General features: G+C 58.5%; 6 protein-coding genes, 2 tRNA genes and 3 rRNA genes. All 11 read left to right on the plus strand.

Features of this window, described 5'->3' with window-relative positions:
- The 11 genes from J3P85_RS03390 (at position 1) to J3P85_RS03440 (ending at position 18,775) form a co-directional block, all read left to right on the plus strand.
- Positions 1–1,494, plus strand: a complete 1,494-nt coding sequence (locus J3P85_RS03390; protein ID WP_434704917.1) for a CoA-acylating methylmalonate-semialdehyde dehydrogenase — start codon at positions 1–3, stop codon at positions 1,492–1,494.
- A 624-nt stretch (positions 1,495–2,118) separates the two neighbouring features.
- Positions 2,119–3,655 (plus strand): 16S ribosomal RNA (locus tag J3P85_RS03395).
- A gap of 160 nt (positions 3,656–3,815) precedes the next feature.
- Positions 3,816–3,892, plus strand: a tRNA-Ile gene (locus J3P85_RS03400).
- Positions 3,893–3,922: 30 nt separating this feature from the next.
- A tRNA-Ala gene (locus J3P85_RS03405) sits at positions 3,923–3,998 on the plus strand.
- 246 nt (positions 3,999–4,244) lie between these two features.
- Positions 4,245–7,136, plus strand: a 23S ribosomal RNA gene (locus tag J3P85_RS03410).
- 157 nt (positions 7,137–7,293) lie between these two features.
- Positions 7,294–7,409: ribosomal RNA gene (rrf, locus tag J3P85_RS03415) — 5S ribosomal RNA — on the plus strand.
- Together the 16S, 23S and 5S rRNA genes with 2 tRNA genes alongside form the textbook arrangement of a ribosomal RNA operon.
- Positions 7,410–7,564: 155 nt before the next feature.
- Positions 7,565–11,017, plus strand: a complete 3,453-nt coding sequence (recC, locus tag J3P85_RS03420; protein WP_434704918.1) for an exodeoxyribonuclease V subunit gamma — start codon at positions 7,565–7,567, stop codon at positions 11,015–11,017.
- Positions 11,014–14,703 (plus strand): exodeoxyribonuclease V subunit beta, encoded by a 3,690-nt coding sequence (gene recB / locus J3P85_RS03425; protein WP_434704919.1) that lies wholly within the window; start codon positions 11,014–11,016, stop codon positions 14,701–14,703. Before recC ends, recB begins: the two co-directional genes overlap by 4 nt.
- Positions 14,700–16,796, plus strand: a complete 2,097-nt coding sequence (gene recD / locus J3P85_RS03430) for an exodeoxyribonuclease V subunit alpha (protein WP_434704921.1) — start codon at positions 14,700–14,702, stop codon at positions 16,794–16,796. The genes recB and recD overlap by 4 nt, the downstream gene beginning before the upstream one ends.
- Positions 16,797–16,934: 138 nt before the next feature.
- Positions 16,935–17,510 carry a YfiR family protein gene (locus tag J3P85_RS03435; protein WP_250963954.1) on the plus strand — a complete coding sequence of 192 codons (576 nt, stop codon included), beginning with the start codon at positions 16,935–16,937 and terminating at the stop codon, positions 17,508–17,510.
- Positions 17,507–18,775, plus strand: coding sequence for a diguanylate cyclase domain-containing protein (locus tag J3P85_RS03440; RefSeq protein WP_434704922.1), 1,269 nt, complete (start codon positions 17,507–17,509; stop codon positions 18,773–18,775). Before J3P85_RS03435 ends, J3P85_RS03440 begins: the two co-directional genes overlap by 4 nt.
- Positions 18,776–18,819 lie beyond the last annotated feature (44 nt).

Raw genomic sequence — 18,819 nt, forward strand, 5'->3', positions numbered from 1 at the left:
ATGAGCCTCATCCCGCATTTGATCAATGGCGAACTGCTGAGCGACAGCGCTCGCACCGCCGATGTGTTCAACCCGTCCACTGGCCAGGCCATTCATAAGGTGCCATTGGCTGATCGCGCGACGATCCAGCAGGCCGTCGATGCCGCCAAGGCGGCTTTTCCGGCCTGGCGCAATACACCGGCGGCCAAGCGCGCCCAAGTGATGTTTCGTTTCAAGCAATTGCTGGAGCAGAACGAGGCGCGTATCGCCCAGTTGATCAGCGAGGAACACGGCAAGACCTTGGAAGATGCGGCCGGTGAGCTCAAGCGCGGCATCGAAAACGTCGAGTTTGCCTGTGCTGCGCCGGAAATCCTGAAGGGCGAATACAGCCGTAACGTAGGACCGAACATTGATGCTTGGTCAGACTTTCAACCTTTAGGCGTGGTGGCGGGCATCACCCCGTTCAACTTCCCGGCGATGGTGCCGTTGTGGATGTATCCGCTGGCGATCGTCTGCGGCAACTGCTTCATTCTCAAGCCGTCCGAGCGTGATCCGAGTTCGACGCTGCTGATCGCCCAGTTGTTGTTGGAAGCCGGTTTGCCCAAGGGTGTACTGAGCGTCGTCCATGGCGACAAGGCTGCGGTGGATGCACTGATCGAAGCGCCGGAAGTCAAGGCGCTGAGTTTTGTCGGATCGACGCCGATTGCCGAGTACATCTATGCCGAGGGCACTCGACGTGGCAAACGTGTCCAGGCGCTGGGTGGGGCGAAGAACCATGCGGTGCTGATGCCGGATGCCGACCTGGACAATGCCGTCAGCGCGCTGATGGGCGCGGCATACGGTTCATGCGGTGAGCGTTGCATGGCAATTTCGGTGGCGGTGTGTGTCGGCGACCAAGTGGCGGATGCGCTGGTGTCCAAACTGGTGCCACAGATCAAGGCGCTTAAGATTGGCGCCGGTACGTCTTGCGGGTTGGACATGGGGCCGCTGGTGACCGGTCAGCATCGGGACAAGGTCAGTGGCTATATAGAAGAGGGCGTGGCGTCAGGCGCTTCACTGGTGGTTGATGGTCGCGGCTTGAGTGTGGCCGGGCATGAGGAGGGGTTCTTCCTTGGTGGTTGCCTGTTCGATCGCGTGACCCCCGAGATGCGTATCTATAAAGAAGAGATCTTTGGGCCGGTGCTGTGCATCGTCCGGGTCAATAGCCTGGAAGAGGCAATGCAACTGATCAATGATCACGAATATGGCAACGGCACCTGCATCTTCACCCGCGATGGCGAAGCGGCGCGGTTGTTCTGCGATGAGATCGAAGTCGGCATGGTGGGCGTCAACGTTCCATTGCCGGTGCCAGTGGCCTATCACAGCTTTGGTGGCTGGAAGCGTTCGCTATTCGGCGACCTGCATGCCTATGGCCCGGACGGCGTGCGTTTCTATACCCGTCGCAAGGCCATTACCCAGCGTTGGCCGCAGCGTGCCAGCCATGAGGCTTCGCAATTCGCTTTCCCCAGCTTGTAATTGGAAGTGAAGAGGCCGGCGCCCTTGGGCGCCGGCCTCTGTGTTTACGGGGCTTTTTGGCTGATATGACAGAATTGTTGAAATAGGTGTTGACGGCAGATTCTGGAAGTCTATAATTCGCCCCACTTCCGGCGCAGTCGAAACGGAAAACTCCTTGAGTTTCAAAGAGTTAAGTAGGTTTCGAAGGTGTTTGGCTTCAGTTCATCGAAGCCCGGAAGGAGCAGATAGAGCGGTGATGTTTGGCTCTGTCGGCGGTTCGATCTTCTCGGTCGAAAGCGGTGAAAAAGAGGTGTTGACAGCAGCGAGTAACGCTGTAGAATTCGCCTCCCGCTAACGAGAGATCGGAAGCGCAAGTGGTTGAAGTTGAAAAGGAAACTTTGAAAACTTCTTAAAATAACCGCTTGACAGATACACGGGGCGCTGTAGAATGCGCGCCTCGGTTGAGACGAAAGACTCAGCCAACCGCTCTTTAACAACTGAATCAAGCAATTCGTGTGGGTGCTTGTGGAGTCAGACTGCTAGTCAACAGATTATCAGCATCACAAGTTACTCCGCGAGAAATCAAAGATGTAACCAACGATTGCTGAGCCAAGTTTAGGGTTTTCTCAAAACCCAAAGATGTTTGAACTGAAGAGTTTGATCATGGCTCAGATTGAACGCTGGCGGCAGGCCTAACACATGCAAGTCGGGCGGTAGAGAGGTGCTTGCACCTCTTGAGAGCGGCGGACGGGTGAGTAATGCCTAGGAATCTGCCTGGTAGTGGGGGATAACGCTCGGAAACGGACGCTAATACCGCATACGTCCTACGGGAGAAAGCAGGGGACCTTCGGGCCTTGCGCTATCAGATGAGCCTAGGTCGGATTAGCTAGTTGGTGGGGTAATGGCTCACCAAGGCGACGATCCGTAACTGGTCTGAGAGGATGATCAGTCACACTGGAACTGAGACACGGTCCAGACTCCTACGGGAGGCAGCAGTGGGGAATATTGGACAATGGGCGAAAGCCTGATCCAGCCATGCCGCGTGTGTGAAGAAGGTCTTCGGATTGTAAAGCACTTTAAGTTGGGAGGAAGGGCATTAACCTAATACGTTAGTGTTTTGACGTTACCGACAGAATAAGCACCGGCTAACTCTGTGCCAGCAGCCGCGGTAATACAGAGGGTGCAAGCGTTAATCGGAATTACTGGGCGTAAAGCGCGCGTAGGTGGTTCGTTAAGTTGGATGTGAAAGCCCCGGGCTCAACCTGGGAACTGCATTCAAAACTGTCGAGCTAGAGTATGGTAGAGGGTGGTGGAATTTCCTGTGTAGCGGTGAAATGCGTAGATATAGGAAGGAACACCAGTGGCGAAGGCGACCACCTGGACTGATACTGACACTGAGGTGCGAAAGCGTGGGGAGCAAACAGGATTAGATACCCTGGTAGTCCACGCCGTAAACGATGTCAACTAGCCGTTGGGAGCCTTGAGCTCTTAGTGGCGCAGCTAACGCATTAAGTTGACCGCCTGGGGAGTACGGCCGCAAGGTTAAAACTCAAATGAATTGACGGGGGCCCGCACAAGCGGTGGAGCATGTGGTTTAATTCGAAGCAACGCGAAGAACCTTACCAGGCCTTGACATCCAATGAACTTTCCAGAGATGGATTGGTGCCTTCGGGAACATTGAGACAGGTGCTGCATGGCTGTCGTCAGCTCGTGTCGTGAGATGTTGGGTTAAGTCCCGTAACGAGCGCAACCCTTGTCCTTAGTTACCAGCACGTAATGGTGGGCACTCTAAGGAGACTGCCGGTGACAAACCGGAGGAAGGTGGGGATGACGTCAAGTCATCATGGCCCTTACGGCCTGGGCTACACACGTGCTACAATGGTCGGTACAGAGGGTTGCCAAGCCGCGAGGTGGAGCTAATCCCACAAAACCGATCGTAGTCCGGATCGCAGTCTGCAACTCGACTGCGTGAAGTCGGAATCGCTAGTAATCGCGAATCAGAATGTCGCGGTGAATACGTTCCCGGGCCTTGTACACACCGCCCGTCACACCATGGGAGTGGGTTGCACCAGAAGTAGCTAGTCTAACCTTCGGGAGGACGGTTACCACGGTGTGATTCATGACTGGGGTGAAGTCGTAACAAGGTAGCCGTAGGGGAACCTGCGGCTGGATCACCTCCTTAATCGACGACCGCAGCTGCTCCATGAGCTCCCACACGAATTGCTTGATTCATTGAAGAAGACGAAAGAAGCAGCCAAAAGGGTTGTAGCTTGGTTGGTTAGAGCGCACCCCATGCTCTGTGGTAAAGAGCAGGGTGAGGTCGGCCTTAGTAGCTCGAAATTGGGTCTGTAGCTCAGTTGGTTAGAGCGCACCCCTGATAAGGGTGAGGTCGGCAGTTCGAATCTGCCCAGACCCACCAATTTTGTGTGGGAAACGCCTGTAGAAATACGGGGCCATAGCTCAGCTGGGAGAGCGCCTGCCTTGCACGCAGGAGGTCAGCGGTTCGATCCCGCTTGGCTCCACCACTACTGCTTCGATTGTATAAAGCTTAGAAATGAGCATTCCATCGGTTTGATGGTGAATGTTGATTTCTAGTCTTTGACTAGTTCGTTCTTTAAAAATTTGGGTATGTGATAGAAAGATAGACTGAACGTTACTTTCACTGGTAACGGATCAGGCTAAGGTAAAATTTGTGAGTTCTCTTAATTGAGAAATTCGAATTTTCGGCGAATGTCGTCTTCACAGTATAACCAGATTGCTTGGGGTTATATGGTCAAGTGAAGAAGCGCATACGGTGGATGCCTTGGCAGTCAGAGGCGATGAAAGACGTGGTAGCCTGCGAAAAGCTTCGGGGAGTCGGCAAACAGACTTTGATCCGGAGATGTCTGAATGGGGGAACCCAGCCATCATAAGATGGTTATCTTGTACTGAATACATAGGTGCAAGAGGCGAACCAGGGGAACTGAAACATCTAAGTACCCTGAGGAAAAGAAATCAACCGAGATTCCCTTAGTAGTGGCGAGCGAACGGGGACTAGCCCTTAAGCTTCTTTGATTTTAGCGGAACGCTCTGGAAAGTGCGGCCATAGTGGGTGATAGCCCTGTACGCGAAAGGATCTTAGAAGTGAAATCGAGTAGGACGGAGCACGAGAAACTTTGTCTGAATATGGGGGGACCATCCTCCAAGGCTAAATACTACTGACTGACCGATAGTGAACTAGTACCGTGAGGGAAAGGCGAAAAGAACCCCGGAGAGGGGAGTGAAATAGATCCTGAAACCGTATGCGTACAAGCAGTGGGAGCCCACTTTGTTGGGTGACTGCGTACCTTTTGTATAATGGGTCAGCGACTTATTTTCAGTGGCGAGCTTAACCGAATAGGGGAGGCGTAGCGAAAGCGAGTCTTAATAGGGCGTCTAGTCGCTGGGAATAGACCCGAAACCGGGCGATCTATCCATGGGCAGGTTGAAGGTTGGGTAACACTAACTGGAGGACCGAACCGACTACCGTTGAAAAGTTAGCGGATGACCTGTGGATCGGAGTGAAAGGCTAATCAAGCTCGGAGATAGCTGGTTCTCCTCGAAAGCTATTTAGGTAGCGCCTCATGTATCACTGTAGGGGGTAGAGCACTGTTTCGGCTAGGGGGTCATCCCGACTTACCAAACCGATGCAAACTCCGAATACCTACAAGTGCCGAGCATGGGAGACACACGGCGGGTGCTAACGTCCGTCGTGAAAAGGGAAACAACCCAGACCGTCAGCTAAGGTCCCAAAGTTATGGTTAAGTGGGAAACGATGTGGGAAGGCTTAGACAGCTAGGAGGTTGGCTTAGAAGCAGCCACCCTTTAAAGAAAGCGTAATAGCTCACTAGTCGAGTCGGCCTGCGCGGAAGATGTAACGGGGCTCAAACCATACACCGAAGCTACGGGTATCACGTAAGTGATGCGGTAGAGGAGCGTTCTGTAAGCCTGTGAAGGTGAGTTGAGAAGCTTGCTGGAGGTATCAGAAGTGCGAATGCTGACATGAGTAACGACAATGGGTGTGAAAAACACCCACGCCGAAAGACCAAGGTTTCCTGCGCAACGTTAATCGACGCAGGGTTAGTCGGTCCCTAAGGCGAGGCTGAAAAGCGTAGTCGATGGAAAACAGGTTAATATTCCTGTACTTCTGGTTATTGCGATGGAGGGACGGAGAAGGCTAGGCCAGCTTGGCGTTGGTTGTCCAAGTTTAAGGTGGTAGGCTGAGATCTTAGGTAAATCCGGGATCTTAAGGCCGAGAGCTGATGACGAGTTACCCTTTGGGTGACGAAGTGGTTGATGCCATGCTTCCAAGAAAAGCTTCTAAGCTTCAGGTAACCAGGAACCGTACCCCAAACCGACACAGGTGGTTGGGTAGAGAATACCAAGGCGCTTGAGAGAACTCGGGTGAAGGAACTAGGCAAAATGGCACCGTAACTTCGGGAGAAGGTGCGCCGGTGAGGGTGAAGCACTTGCTGCGTAAGCCCACGCCGGTCGAAGATACCAGGCCGCTGCGACTGTTTATTAAAAACACAGCACTCTGCAAACACGAAAGTGGACGTATAGGGTGTGACGCCTGCCCGGTGCCGGAAGGTTAATTGATGGGGTTAGCTAACGCGAAGCTCTTGATCGAAGCCCCGGTAAACGGCGGCCGTAACTATAACGGTCCTAAGGTAGCGAAATTCCTTGTCGGGTAAGTTCCGACCTGCACGAATGGCGTAACGATGGCGGCGCTGTCTCCACCCGAGACTCAGTGAAATTGAAATCGCTGTGAAGATGCAGTGTATCCGCGGCTAGACGGAAAGACCCCGTGAACCTTTACTATAGCTTTGCACTGGACTTTGAATTTGCTTGTGTAGGATAGGTGGGAGGCTTTGAAGCGTGGACGCCAGTCTGCGTGGAGCCATCCTTGAAATACCACCCTGGCAACTTTGAGGTTCTAACTCAGGTCCGTTATCCGGATCGAGGACAGTGTATGGTGGGTAGTTTGACTGGGGCGGTCTCCTCCTAAAGAGTAACGGAGGAGTACGAAGGTGCGCTCAGACCGGTCGGAAATCGGTCGTAGAGTATAAAGGCAAAAGCGCGCTTGACTGCGAGACAGACACGTCGAGCAGGTACGAAAGTAGGTCTTAGTGATCCGGTGGTTCTGTATGGAAGGGCCATCGCTCAACGGATAAAAGGTACTCCGGGGATAACAGGCTGATACCGCCCAAGAGTTCATATCGACGGCGGTGTTTGGCACCTCGATGTCGGCTCATCACATCCTGGGGCTGAAGCCGGTCCCAAGGGTATGGCTGTTCGCCATTTAAAGTGGTACGCGAGCTGGGTTTAGAACGTCGTGAGACAGTTCGGTCCCTATCTGCCGTGGACGTTTGAGATTTGAGAGGGGCTGCTCCTAGTACGAGAGGACCGGAGTGGACGAACCTCTGGTGTTCCGGTTGTCACGCCAGTGGCATTGCCGGGTAGCTATGTTCGGGAAAGATAACCGCTGAAAGCATCTAAGCGGGAAACTTGCCTCAAGATGAGATCTCACTGGGACCTTGAGTCCCCTGAAGGGCCGTCGAAGACTACGACGTTGATAGGCAGGGTGTGTAAGCGCTGTGAGGCGTTGAGCTAACCTGTACTAATTGCCCGTGAGGCTTGACCATATAACACCCAAGCAATTTGCTGACTCGAAAGAGCACCAGATTGCGGTGTGTGAAGACGAAACGAACCGAAAGTTCGAATCTCACAAAACACCGAAAGCTGTCACATACCCAATTTGCTGAAGCGAGGCCGTCAGGCCACGATTCGGTACCCGAATTTCTTGACGACCATAGAGCATTGGAACCACCTGATCCCATCCCGAACTCAGCAGTGAAACGATGCATCGCCGATGGTAGTGTGGGGTTTCCCCATGTGAGAGTAGGTCATCGTCAAGATTAAATTCCGAAACCCCTATCTGCTGATGCAGGTAGGGGTTTTGTTTTGCCCGCGGGAAAGTTCTTACGACAAGCTCGGACTGCTCCCGGCTGTCACGGTCCCCCGACAGTGCTAAGGTTCTGCCCTAGCTTTTGCATTTTCAAGGATGCCTTTCATGCCGGACGCAACGTCCCTCAGCCCTGCTTTCATGGTGGTTCACGGGAATCGCCTTGATGAATTGCGCAGCCTGGTGATCAGCCTGATGCGGCGCTATCCACTGGCTCCCCTTGAAAATGAAATCGCGCTGGTACAGAGCAATGGTATTGCCCAATGGCTCAAGCTCGCACTGGCTGAAGACCCGGAAGATGATGACTCCGGCGGCTGCGGTATCGCGGCGGCTATTGATGTGCAACTGCCAGGCAGCTTCATGTGGCAGCTCTATCGAATGGTCCTGGGGCGTGATCAGATTCCGGCCAAGTCGCTGTTGGACAAGGCTCCGCTAACCTGGCGCCTGATGCGCCTGTTGCCGCAGCTTATCGAGCAGCCGCATTTCGAACCTCTACGACGATTCCTTACCCACGACACCGACTTGCGCAAGCGCTATCAGCTGTCCGAGCGCCTTGCCGATCTGTTCGACCAATACCAGGTGTACCGGGCCGACTGGCTCGAGGACTGGGCTGAGGGTCGACACCAGACCCGAAATGTCCGAGGTGAAATCAAGCCGCTCGCGCCGGCGAATTGCTGGCAAGCGGAACTGTGGCGAGCCTTGTTGCTGGATGTGGGGGAACAAGGCATGGCGCAAAGCCGCGCAGGCGTCCACCAGCGCTACATCGAACGTATCAACAACCTGGAAGCAGCTCCGAAAGGCTTGCCCGCGCGAGTCATCGTGTTCGGTATTTCCTCGTTGCCTGCCCAAGTCCTCGAGGCGCTTGCCGGTCTTTCCCGGTTCAGCCAGGTTCTACTCTGCGTGCATAACCCGTGTCGCCACCATTGGGCGGACATCGTTGCCGACAAGGACTTGCTACGTCATCAATACAAGCGCCAGGCACGCAAGGCTGGCATGCCTGCCGCCCTCGATCCGCAAACCCTGCATCAACATGCCCATCCGTTATTGGCCGCCTGGGGCAAGCAGGGGCGCGACTATATCAACCTGCTCGACAGCTACGATGACCCCAACAGCTATCGCGCAGTATTTCGTGACGGGCGCATCGACCTGTTCACTGACGGGACCCCGACGACCCTTCTCAGCCAGTTGCAGGATGACATCCTGGAACTGCGCCCCCTGAATGAAACCCGGGAACACTGGCCCGTCGTCGACACGGAACGAGACGGTTCGATCCGTTTTCATGTGGCCCACGGCGCCCAGCGTGAAGTGGAAATTCTCCATGACCAGTTGCTGGCCCATTTCAGTGCGGATCCGACATTGCGCCCACGGGATATCATCGTCATGGTCCCGGACATCGACAGTTATGCACCGCACATTCGCGCGGTGTTCGGCCAGCTCGACAGGAGCGACCCGCGTTTCATTCCATTCACGTTGACCGACCAGGGCCAGCGCGGACGTGATCCACTGCTGATCGCCGTCGAGCATTTGCTCAAGCTGCCGGACAGTCGTTTCCCGGTCAGTGAAATCCTCGATCTGCTGGATGTCCCGGCGTTGCGCGAACGGTTTGGTATCGATGAGGCCGACCTGCCGACATTGCATCGCTGGATCGAAGGGGCGGGGATTCGCTGGGGAATGAGTGCCGAACACCGCGCCGGGTTGGGCTTGCCCGCGGAGCTTGAGCAGAACAGCTGGCATTTCGGCTTGCGGCGCATGCTGCTGGGGTACGCCGTCGGCAGCTCGCAGGCTTATGACGGCATCGAACCCTATGACGAGATCGGTGGCCTGGACGCGGCGCTGATCGGTCCGCTGGTTGCTTTGCTGGATGCCTTGGAAGTCGCCCACCAAGAACTCACCCAGCCAGCCTCGCCGCAGCAATGGGGTTCGCGTCTGCACGATCTGATGCAGTTGTTCTTCCAGGCGAGTAACGAGCATGACGACTATTTGCTGGCGCAACTCGAGGACTTGCGTGAAACCTGGCTGGAAACCTGTGAGTCGGTAGGGCTGCACGATGAACTGCCGCTGACGGTGGTGCGTGAAGCGTGGTTGGCCGGGCTGGATCAGGGGCGACTGTCCCAACGCTTCCTGGCCGGAGCCGTCAATTTCTGCACCTTGATGCCAATGCGTGCGATCCCCTTCAAGTTGGTGTGCCTGCTGGGGATGAATGATGGTGATTACCCAAGAGCCCAACCGCCTTTGGATTTCGATCTGATGGGTGGCGATTATCGCCCGGGCGATCGTTCTCGCCGTGAGGACGACCGTTACCTGTTGTTGGAAGCGCTGCTCTCGGCCCGGGAAAAGCTCTATATCAGTTGGGTGGGACGCAGTATCCGCGATAACAGCGAGCGGCCGGCATCGGTGTTGATCGGCCAACTGCGCGATCACCTCGCCAATGGCTGGCGGTTGGCCGATGACAGCAAGCCTCTCCTCGATGCCCTGACTCAGGAGCATCCGCTGCAACCGTTCAGCGCGCGTTATTTCCATCAAGGAGACGAGCTGTTCAGTTACGCGAGCGAATGGCGAATGCTCCACGACATCTCCGATGACACTGACAAAACTCAGGTGCTGGAACCCTATGTCCAGGAGGAGCCCTTGGGCCTCGGTCAGTTGCAGGACTTCCTGCGCAACCCCGTCCGCCATTTCTTCAGCCAGAGGCTGAAAGTGTTCTTCGACGCCATCGAAGCACCTCTGGCCGATGACGAACCTTTCGTGCTCGACGCGCTGCAACGCTACACCCTGAGCGACAGCCTGCTCGAGGCCGCCTTGGTACGCCTGGACCAGCCGGACCTGGCTTTGGCCGCCCATGCCCAGAGGCTCCAGAACAGCGGGTTGTTACCGATGGCCGGGTTCGGTGAGTGCATGCAGCGCGAATTGATCGAACCCTTGCCGGATCTGCTCCAGCGCTACCAACAGCTTCTGGCGTTGTGGCCCACACCGCTGACCAGTGCTGTGCCGGTCAGCCTGCAATCGCAGGGAGTGAGTGTCGAAGGGTGGCTCAGTGGCCTGCACCAACGCTCCGATGGTGCGGTCCTCGCCATCACCGCCATACCCAACAGCATCGGCTCCACCAAGACCCGCAAGTGGCATCGCCTGATACGGCCCTGGGTCAATCATCTCGTGGCCTGCGCTAACGGCTTGTCGTTGACCACGGCGCTGGTGGCCAGTGATGACAGCTTGCTGTTGCCACCTTTTGAAGAGCCCGCCGCAAAAAAAATGCTTGGCGACCTATTGCAGGCCTGGCAGGCCGGTATGCGCCAACCGCTACCGATCGCGGTGAAGACGGCGTTCGCCTGGCTCGGCCAGAGTGATCTGCTCAAGGCCGAAGCCGCGGCGCGCAAAGCCTATGAGGGCGACGGACAGACGTTCGAGGGCGAGCGGCGGGAAAACCCGGCCTTGGCTCGACAGTTTCCTGATTTCGCGGCCTTGATGGCTGACGAAACATTCCCCGACTGGTGCGATGCGCTTTACCGACCATTACTCGAAGCCCCGTGGCGTTCGTTGGTCAGCGAGGAGACCCGTTCATGAGTCAGCAGGCACCATTGGCCCTGGCTTTCCCGCTGCGGGGCAGCCAACTGATCGAGGCCAGCGCCGGTACCGGCAAGACCTTTACCATTTCGGCGCTCTACCTGCGCCTGGTGCTAGGGCACGGCGGTTCGGCGTCCGGTTTTGGCCGCGAGTTGCTTCCGCCGCAAATTCTGGTCGTGACGTTTACGGACGCCGCCACCAAGGAGTTGCGTGAACGAATTCGCACCCGTCTGGCCGAAGCCGCACGTTTCTTTCGCGATGAGATTCCAGCTCCGGATTCACTGATCGGCGCATTGCGCGATGAATTCAGTGCCGAGCAATGGCCGGGTTGTGCGAATCGGCTGGACATCGCCGCGCAGTGGATGGACGAAGCGGCCGTCTCGACCATCCATAGCTGGTGCCAGCGCATGTTGCGTGAGCATGCCTTCGACAGCGGCAGCCTGTTCACCCAGACCCTGGAAACCGACCACAGCGAATTGCTGGGCGAGGTATTGCGCGATTATTGGCGGCTGTTCTGCTATTCGATGCAAGGCGAGGCGCTGAACTGGGTGCGTACCCATTGGGGAGGTCCAGCGGCGCTGTTGCCACGGGTGAGGGGGTTGTTTTCCAGCGAGCCTGGCGACGCTGACGGGCTTGAGCCTGCCGAGCTAATCGCCGCCTCGTTGCAGGAGCGCAGTGCCGCCTTGCTCGATCTCAAGGCGCCGTGGCGGCAATGGGCCGTGGAACTGTTGGAGATCTGCCAGCAAGGCGTCGCCAGCAAGTCTGTTGATGGACGCAAGATGCAGGCGCGTTACTTCGAGCCGTGGTTTCAGAAAATCACCGCCTGGGTCGATGACGAAAGCCACGAACTGCTGGATATCGGCACCGGGTTCACACGCCTGACGCCCGAGGGCATGGCCGAAGCCTGGAAAGGCGAAGTGCCCAACCATCCCGGACTGGAGGCCATGGCCGGTCTCAAGGCCAGCCTGGATGCGTTGCCCACCCCTGATGCCGCCGTGCTGCAGCATGCCGCGCAATGGGTCGGGACGCGTTTCGAAGCGGAGAAACGTCGCCGCGCCGAAATGGGCTTCGACGACATGCTGCTGCGTCTCGACGCGGCGTTGCAGGCCGACGGGGGCGAGCGCCTGGCGAGCCTGATCCGCGAGCAGTTTCCGGTGGCGCTGATCGATGAATTCCAGGACACCGACCCGGTTCAGTACCGGATCTTCGAAAGCATCTACCGTATTGAAGACAACGACCCCGGGACCGGACTTTTCCTTATCGGCGATCCGAAGCAGGCGATCTACGCCTTTCGCGGTGCCGACATCTACACCTACCTGCGCGCTCGCGAGGCCACGGATGGCAGGTTGCATACGCTGGGCACGAACTTCCGTTCCAGCCATGCGATGGTGGGGGCGGTAAACCATATTTTCCAGAAGGCCGAGTCCCGCCCGAAGGGGCGTGGGGCTTTTCTGTTCCGTGAGCCTTCGGGCGAGAACCCGGTGCCGTTCCTGTCCGTTGAGTCCCAGGGCCGCAAGGAGTCCCTGCAGGTGGCAGGACACGCCGTTGCGGCACTGAACATCTGGCACCTGTCGTCGGACCAGCCGCTCTCCGGTGCGGTGTATCGGCAATCCATGGCAGCCGCCTGCGCCAGTGAGATCACGGCATTGCTCAACGGTGGGCAGTCGGGGCGCGACGGCTTCACCGTCGATGGCGAAACGCTGCGCGGGTTGCGCCCGGCAGATATCGCTATCCTGGTGCGCGACGGTAAAGAGGCGCAGGCCGTGCGCGACGAGTTGTCCGCGCGGGGCGTGCGCAGTGTCTATCTGTCCGACAAGGATTCGGTCTTTGCTTCGCAAGAGGCGCGGGATTTGCTGACCTGGCTCAAGGCCTGCGCCGAGCCGGATGTGGAGCGACCGCTACGGGCAGCGCTGGCCAGCATCACGTTGAACCTGCCGCTGACGGAGCTGGAGCGTCTCAATCAGGATGAGCTGGCCTGGGAAGCCCGGGTCATGCAGTTTCGCGGTTATCGCACGGTCTGGCGCAGCCAGGGCGTGCTGCCGATGTTGCGGCGCCTGCTGCATGATTTCGAATTGCCCCAGGCGCTGACGACGCGCAGCGATGGCGAGCGGGTGCTGACCAACTTGCTGCACCTGTGCGAACTGTTGCAGCAGGCCGCCGGCGAGCTGGATGGCGAACAAGCCTTGATCCGGCATTTGTCCGAGCACCTGGCCTTGTCCGGACAGGCGGGAGAAGAGCAGATCCTGCGCCTGGAAAGCGATGAGCAGTTGGTCAAGGTGGTCACGATCCACAAGTCCAAGGGGCTTGAATATCCGTTGGTTTTCCTGCCCTTCATCTGCTCGACGAAACCGGTGGATGGCAGTCGATTGCCGTTGCATTACCACGACGAGGCCAACAAGGCGCAGATCAGTCTCAAGCCCACCGCCGAATTGATCGCCAAGGCCGATGACGAGCGACTGGCCGAGGATCTGCGGCTGCTCTACGTGGCACTGACCCGCGCACAACATGCCTGCTGGTTGGGAGTCGCGGATCTCAAGCGGGGCAATAACAACAGCTCGATCCTGCATGTGTCCGCGCTGGGTTATCTGTTGGGCGGTGGCGCGCCGTTGACCGATTCGATGGAGCTGAGGCGTTGGCTGGAAGATCTGCAACACGACAGCGTCGCGGTGAGCTGCCAGCCCATGCCCGAACCTACCGACGAACACTATCGGCCGCCACGCAACGACGCCGTGTTGCTCGAGCCCTTGGTGCCCTTGCGAAAAGCCAGCGAAAATTGGTGGATCGCCTCCTACAGCGCCTTGCGCATCGGCGAAAGCCTGAGCGAAGGCAGCGATACCGCGCCGGAGAATCCACAGGCCCAGAAACTGTTCGACGATGAGCGTCTTGACCCGGACGCGTCCAGGGAGACCATCGCCGTCGGTGGCGACATCCACCGCTTTCCCCGCGGCCCCAGCCCCGGCACTTTCCTCCATGGCTTGCTGGAGTGGGCTGCCGGGGAAGGGTTTTCATCCGCGTCGGCAGATATCGAGGATGCCATTGCCCGACGCTGCAATCGCCGAGGTTGGAAAGGCTGGATCACCACGCTGAGCGACTGGCTGCAGCACTTGATCAAAATGCCCATGCCCGTCGGCAGCGACCAGGCGCCGGTGGTGCTCGAACAACTGACCCGGTTCCAGGTCGAGATGGAGTTCTGGTTCGCCAGCCACAAGGTCGATGTGCAAAAGCTCGATCAACTGGTTTGCCAGTTCACCCATGGCGGTGTCGCCCGCGTCGCGGCGGAGCCGGTGCTGCTCAACGGCATGTTCAAGGGCTTCATCGATTTGACGTTCGAGCACGACGGCCGGTATTACGTGGCCGATTACAAGTCCAATTGGCTGGGTGTCGATGACATGGCCTACACCGTACAGGCCATGGAACAGTCGATCCTGGACCATCGCTACGACCTGCAATACGTGCTGTACCTGTTGGCCCTGCATCGCCAGCTCAAGGCTCGGCTTCCCGATTATGACTACGACCGGCACGTCGGCGGCGCGCTGTACCTGTTCCTTCGTGGGACCCGCTCGACCAGCCAGGGCGTGTATTTCACCAAGCCGCCACGGGCCTTGATCGAACAGCTGGATCGGCTGTTCCAAGGGGCGCCCGAACCCAAGGCTGAACCGGCGTGGGTACAGGGAGAGTTGCTATGAGTCGTTCCTTTGCCGACCTGCTGCCCAAGGCGTCCGACGATGAAAGCCTGGTTGACCTGGCGCCTTTGAGCCGTGCGCAGGACCTGCTGCTGTTGCTGACGCGCTGGGTCGAGCGCGGCTGGCTGCGAGCCCTGGACAAGGCCTTCGTGGCGTTCCTCCATGAGCTGGCGCCCGACGATGATCCATTGGTCCTGCTCGCCGCTGCGCTGACCAGCCATCAGTTGGGCCACGGGCACGTTTGCCTGGATATATTCGAGACCCTCAAGGAACCGGACTTTGCCCTGTCGCTGCCCCCCGAGGGCGATCCGCAGCCAGGCGCGATGCTGCTGCCCTCGCAAATATTGCAGACGCTCGACGGCGCCCATTGGTGCAAGGCCCTGGCTTCCAGTCGGCTGGTGGCCTTGGCTGTGGACGAGAGCGAAGAGGCGCAGCAACGTCCATTGGTACTGTCTGGCAAACGTCTTTATCTGCGTCGCTACTGGGGGTATGAACGGCGGATCGACGAGGCGTTGCGTCAACGGTTGGTCGAGCAGGAAGCGGCGCCCGGTGACCTGCGCGAGCGTTTGGACGGGTTGTTCGGGCCGGCCAACGCCAGCGGCCCGATCGATTGGCAGAAACTGGCCTGCGCGCTAGCGACCCGTGGGGCCTTCAGCATCGTGACCGGCGGCCCGGGCACCGGTAAGACCACCACCGTTGTGCGTCTGCTGGCCCTGTTGCAGGCTCCGGCCGTCGAGGCCGGGAAGCCGCTGCGGATTCGCCTGGCTGCGCCCACGGGCAAGGCGGCGGCGCGTCTGATCGAGTCCATCAGCCAGCAGGTCCGGACCCTGGATGTGGATGAGGCTGTGCGCGAACGCATTCCCTGCGACGTCACGACGGTCCATCGATTGCTGGGCAGTCGTCCCGGCACTCGGCATTTTCGTCACCATGCAGGCAATCGCTTGCCGCTGGATGTGCTGGTGGTCGATGAAGCGTCGATGATCGACCTGGAGATGATGGCCAATCTGCTGGATGCACTGCCGGCCCATGCACGGTTGGTATTGCTGGGGGACAAGGACCAGTTGGCCTCGGTGGAAGCCGGTGCGGTGCTGGGGGATTTGTGTCGAGACGCCGAGGACGGCTGGTACAGCCCCCAGACTCGTGCCTGGCTGGAGTCGGTCAGTGGGGAAAACCTGGCGGCCAGCGACCTGCAGCAAGACCTCGACGGCACTCATCCCCTGGCGCAGCAAGTGGTCATGCTCAGGCATTCCCGGCGCTTCGGCGAAGGCAGTGGGATCGGTCAGCTCGCTCGTTCGGTCAACCAGCAACAGCCGGAAAAAGCCCGCCAATTATTGGATAACGGGCAGTACGTCGATTTGTTTTCCTTGAAATTGGCAGGTGAACACGACACGAAGCTGGAAAAACTGTTACTCGACGGCAAGCCGGAAGGACCCAAGGGTTATCGGCATTACCTGAGCCTGCTGCGGCAGCGCCGTCCGGCCATTTCTCAGCCATTGGAAGATCGTTACTGGGCCGATTGGGCCCGTGAGGTCCTGGCGGCCTTCGACGAATTCCAATTGCTTTGCGCGGTGCGCAAAGGCCCGTGGGGCGTCGAAGGATTGAACCAGCGAATCACCGCCACGTTGCTCAAGGCCCGCCTTATCGATAGCGATCACCAGTGGTACGAAGGCCGTCCGGTACTGATGACCCGTAACGACTATGGGCTGGGGTTGATGAACGGTGATATCGGCATCGCCCTCAAGCTTCCCGAGCGTGACGGGCCGGATGCCGGCAAACAGGTCCTGCGGGTCGCTTTCCCGCGCAATGACGGCCAGGGCAGTGTGCGTTTCGTCCTGCCCAGCCGCCTGAACGACGTAGAGACCGTGTATGCCATGACGGTGCACAAATCCCAGGGCTCGGAATTCACCCATACCGCGTTGATCCTTCCGGATGCGCTCAACCCGGTCTTGACCAAGGAATTGGTGTACACCGCCATTACCCGGGGCAAGCAATGGTTCAGCTTGATCGAACCGCGGGCGGGGGTCTTCGAAGAGGCGGTCGGGCGCAAGGTCAAGCGCTTGAGCGGTTTGATGCTGGCGTTGGAGCAGGCTGACTGAATCATTGGCTTTCAAGGATTCATGCCTTTGTGACGACCTGGCCTGTTTCGCTCCAAGCCTGCGTAACACGCTGTCTCGCTGGCTTTTTGGCACTGTGCTATCGTTCCGGCACTTATCGTCTGGATCAAGAGATTTTCCATGGAAGTGCCTGTAGGGGAGGCAGTGCGCAGCAAGGGCTGGGGGCATGTTCTGCTTGCCGGCCTTTTGTGTCTGCTGCTGCCTGTCGCAGTTGCCCAGGAGCAGGCCTCCACGACCCAGGCCGAGCAGCGGGCCGAGGCGGTGACCCAAGTGGTCTTGGGCATTCTCAGTTATGCCCGCTGGCCGGTGGAACCCACTCAACTGCAACTGTGCATCGTCGGGCCGACCCAATACACCGACGATCTGGTCAAGGGCACCACCCAGGCCACGGGGCGGCCGGTAATTGTGCAGCGGTTGTTGGCCGATCATCCCAATATCGCCACTGAGTGCAACGCGGTCTACGTCGGCAGGCTGACCAACGATGAGCACACCCGTCTGTTTGCGTCCTTGATCGGCAAGCCCGTGTTGAGCATCAGTGAGGGCGGCGACCAGTGCACTGTGGGTAGCCTGTTCTGCCTGCGGGTAGGTGATGAACAAGTGTCTTTCGAGGTCAACCTCGATTCCGTGGCACGTAGTGGCGTGCGCATCCATCCGAGTGTGCTGCAGCTTTCCCGCCGCAGGTCCGCAACCCCATGAAGCAGAGCAAACCAAGGGTCCGTCCCACCCTGGGCTCGGTCATCGGTCGCGGTCATCTGATCGTCGCATTGGTGGCCATTACCATGGCCAGTGTGTCCCTGACCTTGCTCGGGCTGTTGGCGCTACGGGTCTATGCGGATCACAACCTGCACTTGATCGCCCGTTCGATCAACTACACCGTGGAAGCCGCCGTGGTCTTCGATGATTCGGCCGCGGCCACCGAGGCACTGGCCTTGATCGCCTCCACCGAGGAGGTCGCCGATGCCGAGGTATTCAATGAACATGGCCGTCTGTTGGCGCGCTGGCAACGACCGCAAACCGGCCTGTTGTCGGAACTGGAAGTGCACATTGCCAAGGCATTCCTGGAAAAACCCATCAGCCTGCCGATCGTTCACCAAGGGCAGAACATCGGCCGTATCGTGTTGGCGGGGCATGGCGGCAGCCTGTTGCGCTTTTTGCTCAGCGGTTTGGCGGGGATCATCCTGTGCACGGCGGTGAGTGCCTGGGTGGCGCTTTACCTGGCGCGGCGGCAGTTGCGGGCGATCACCGGGCCGCTGCGCAGCCTGGCCGAGGTGGCCCACGCGGCCCGCAGTGAACGAGCCTTGGACCGACGCGTGCCGCCGGCCGCCATCGCCGAACTGGATAATCTGGCCAATGACTTCAACGCGCTGCTCGATGAACTGGAATCCTGGCAGACCCATCTGCAAAGCGAAAACGAAACCCTGGCCCACCAGGCCAGCCACGACAGCTTGACCGGCTTGCCGAACCGGGCATTTTTCGAGGGCCGGCTGATTCGCGCCTTGCGCAATGCCAGCAAGCTCAATGAACAAGTGGCCGTGCTGTACCTGGACAGTGATCGGTTCAAGGGCATCAATGACAATTTCGGCCACGCCGCCGGCGACGCGGTGCTGACGGCCGTGGCGACCCGGGTCCGGGCGCAGTTGCGCGAGGATGACTTGGTCGCGCGCTTGGGGGGCGACGAATTCGCCGTGCTGCTGGCGCCTTTGCACAAGGCCGAGGACGCCGAGCTGATCGCTGAAAAGATCATCGCCAGCATGGAAATGCCGATTCAATTGCCCGGCAACGCCTCCGTGCTGACCTCCCTCAGTATCGGCATTGCCGTTTTCCCCGATCACGGTGCCACGCCGGGCACCCTGCTACACGCCGCCGATGCGGCCATGTATCAAGCCAAACGCCTCGCCCGAGGCGGTCAACATACGGCGGGGTTGGATCACTCCGTCGCTGATCTTCAAACCAGGAGCTGACTCGTGCGTTTCTATCCTCGAACTTCACTGCAACGGTTTATCGC

The organism is Pseudomonas sp. Z1-12, from assembly GCF_051132015.1.
GTDB lineage: Bacteria > Pseudomonadota > Gammaproteobacteria > Pseudomonadales > Pseudomonadaceae > Aquipseudomonas > Aquipseudomonas zanjanensis.

Excerpts from the sequence above, each read along its gene's own strand:
- J3P85_RS03390 (WP_434704917.1), top strand. The coding sequence starts at position 1 with ATGAGCCTCATCCCGCATTTGATCAATGGCGAACTGCTGAGCGACAGC.
- recC (WP_434704918.1), top strand. The coding sequence starts at position 7,565 with ATGCCGGACGCAACGTCCCTCAGCCCTGCTTTCATGGTGGTTCACGGG.
- recB (WP_434704919.1), top strand. The coding sequence starts at position 11,014 with ATGAGTCAGCAGGCACCATTGGCCCTGGCTTTCCCGCTGCGGGGCAGC.
- recD (WP_434704921.1), top strand. The coding sequence starts at position 14,700 with ATGAGTCGTTCCTTTGCCGACCTGCTGCCCAAGGCGTCCGACGATGAA.
- J3P85_RS03435 (WP_250963954.1), top strand. The coding sequence starts at position 16,935 with ATGGAAGTGCCTGTAGGGGAGGCAGTGCGCAGCAAGGGCTGGGGGCAT.
- J3P85_RS03440 (WP_434704922.1), top strand. The coding sequence starts at position 17,507 with ATGAAGCAGAGCAAACCAAGGGTCCGTCCCACCCTGGGCTCGGTCATC.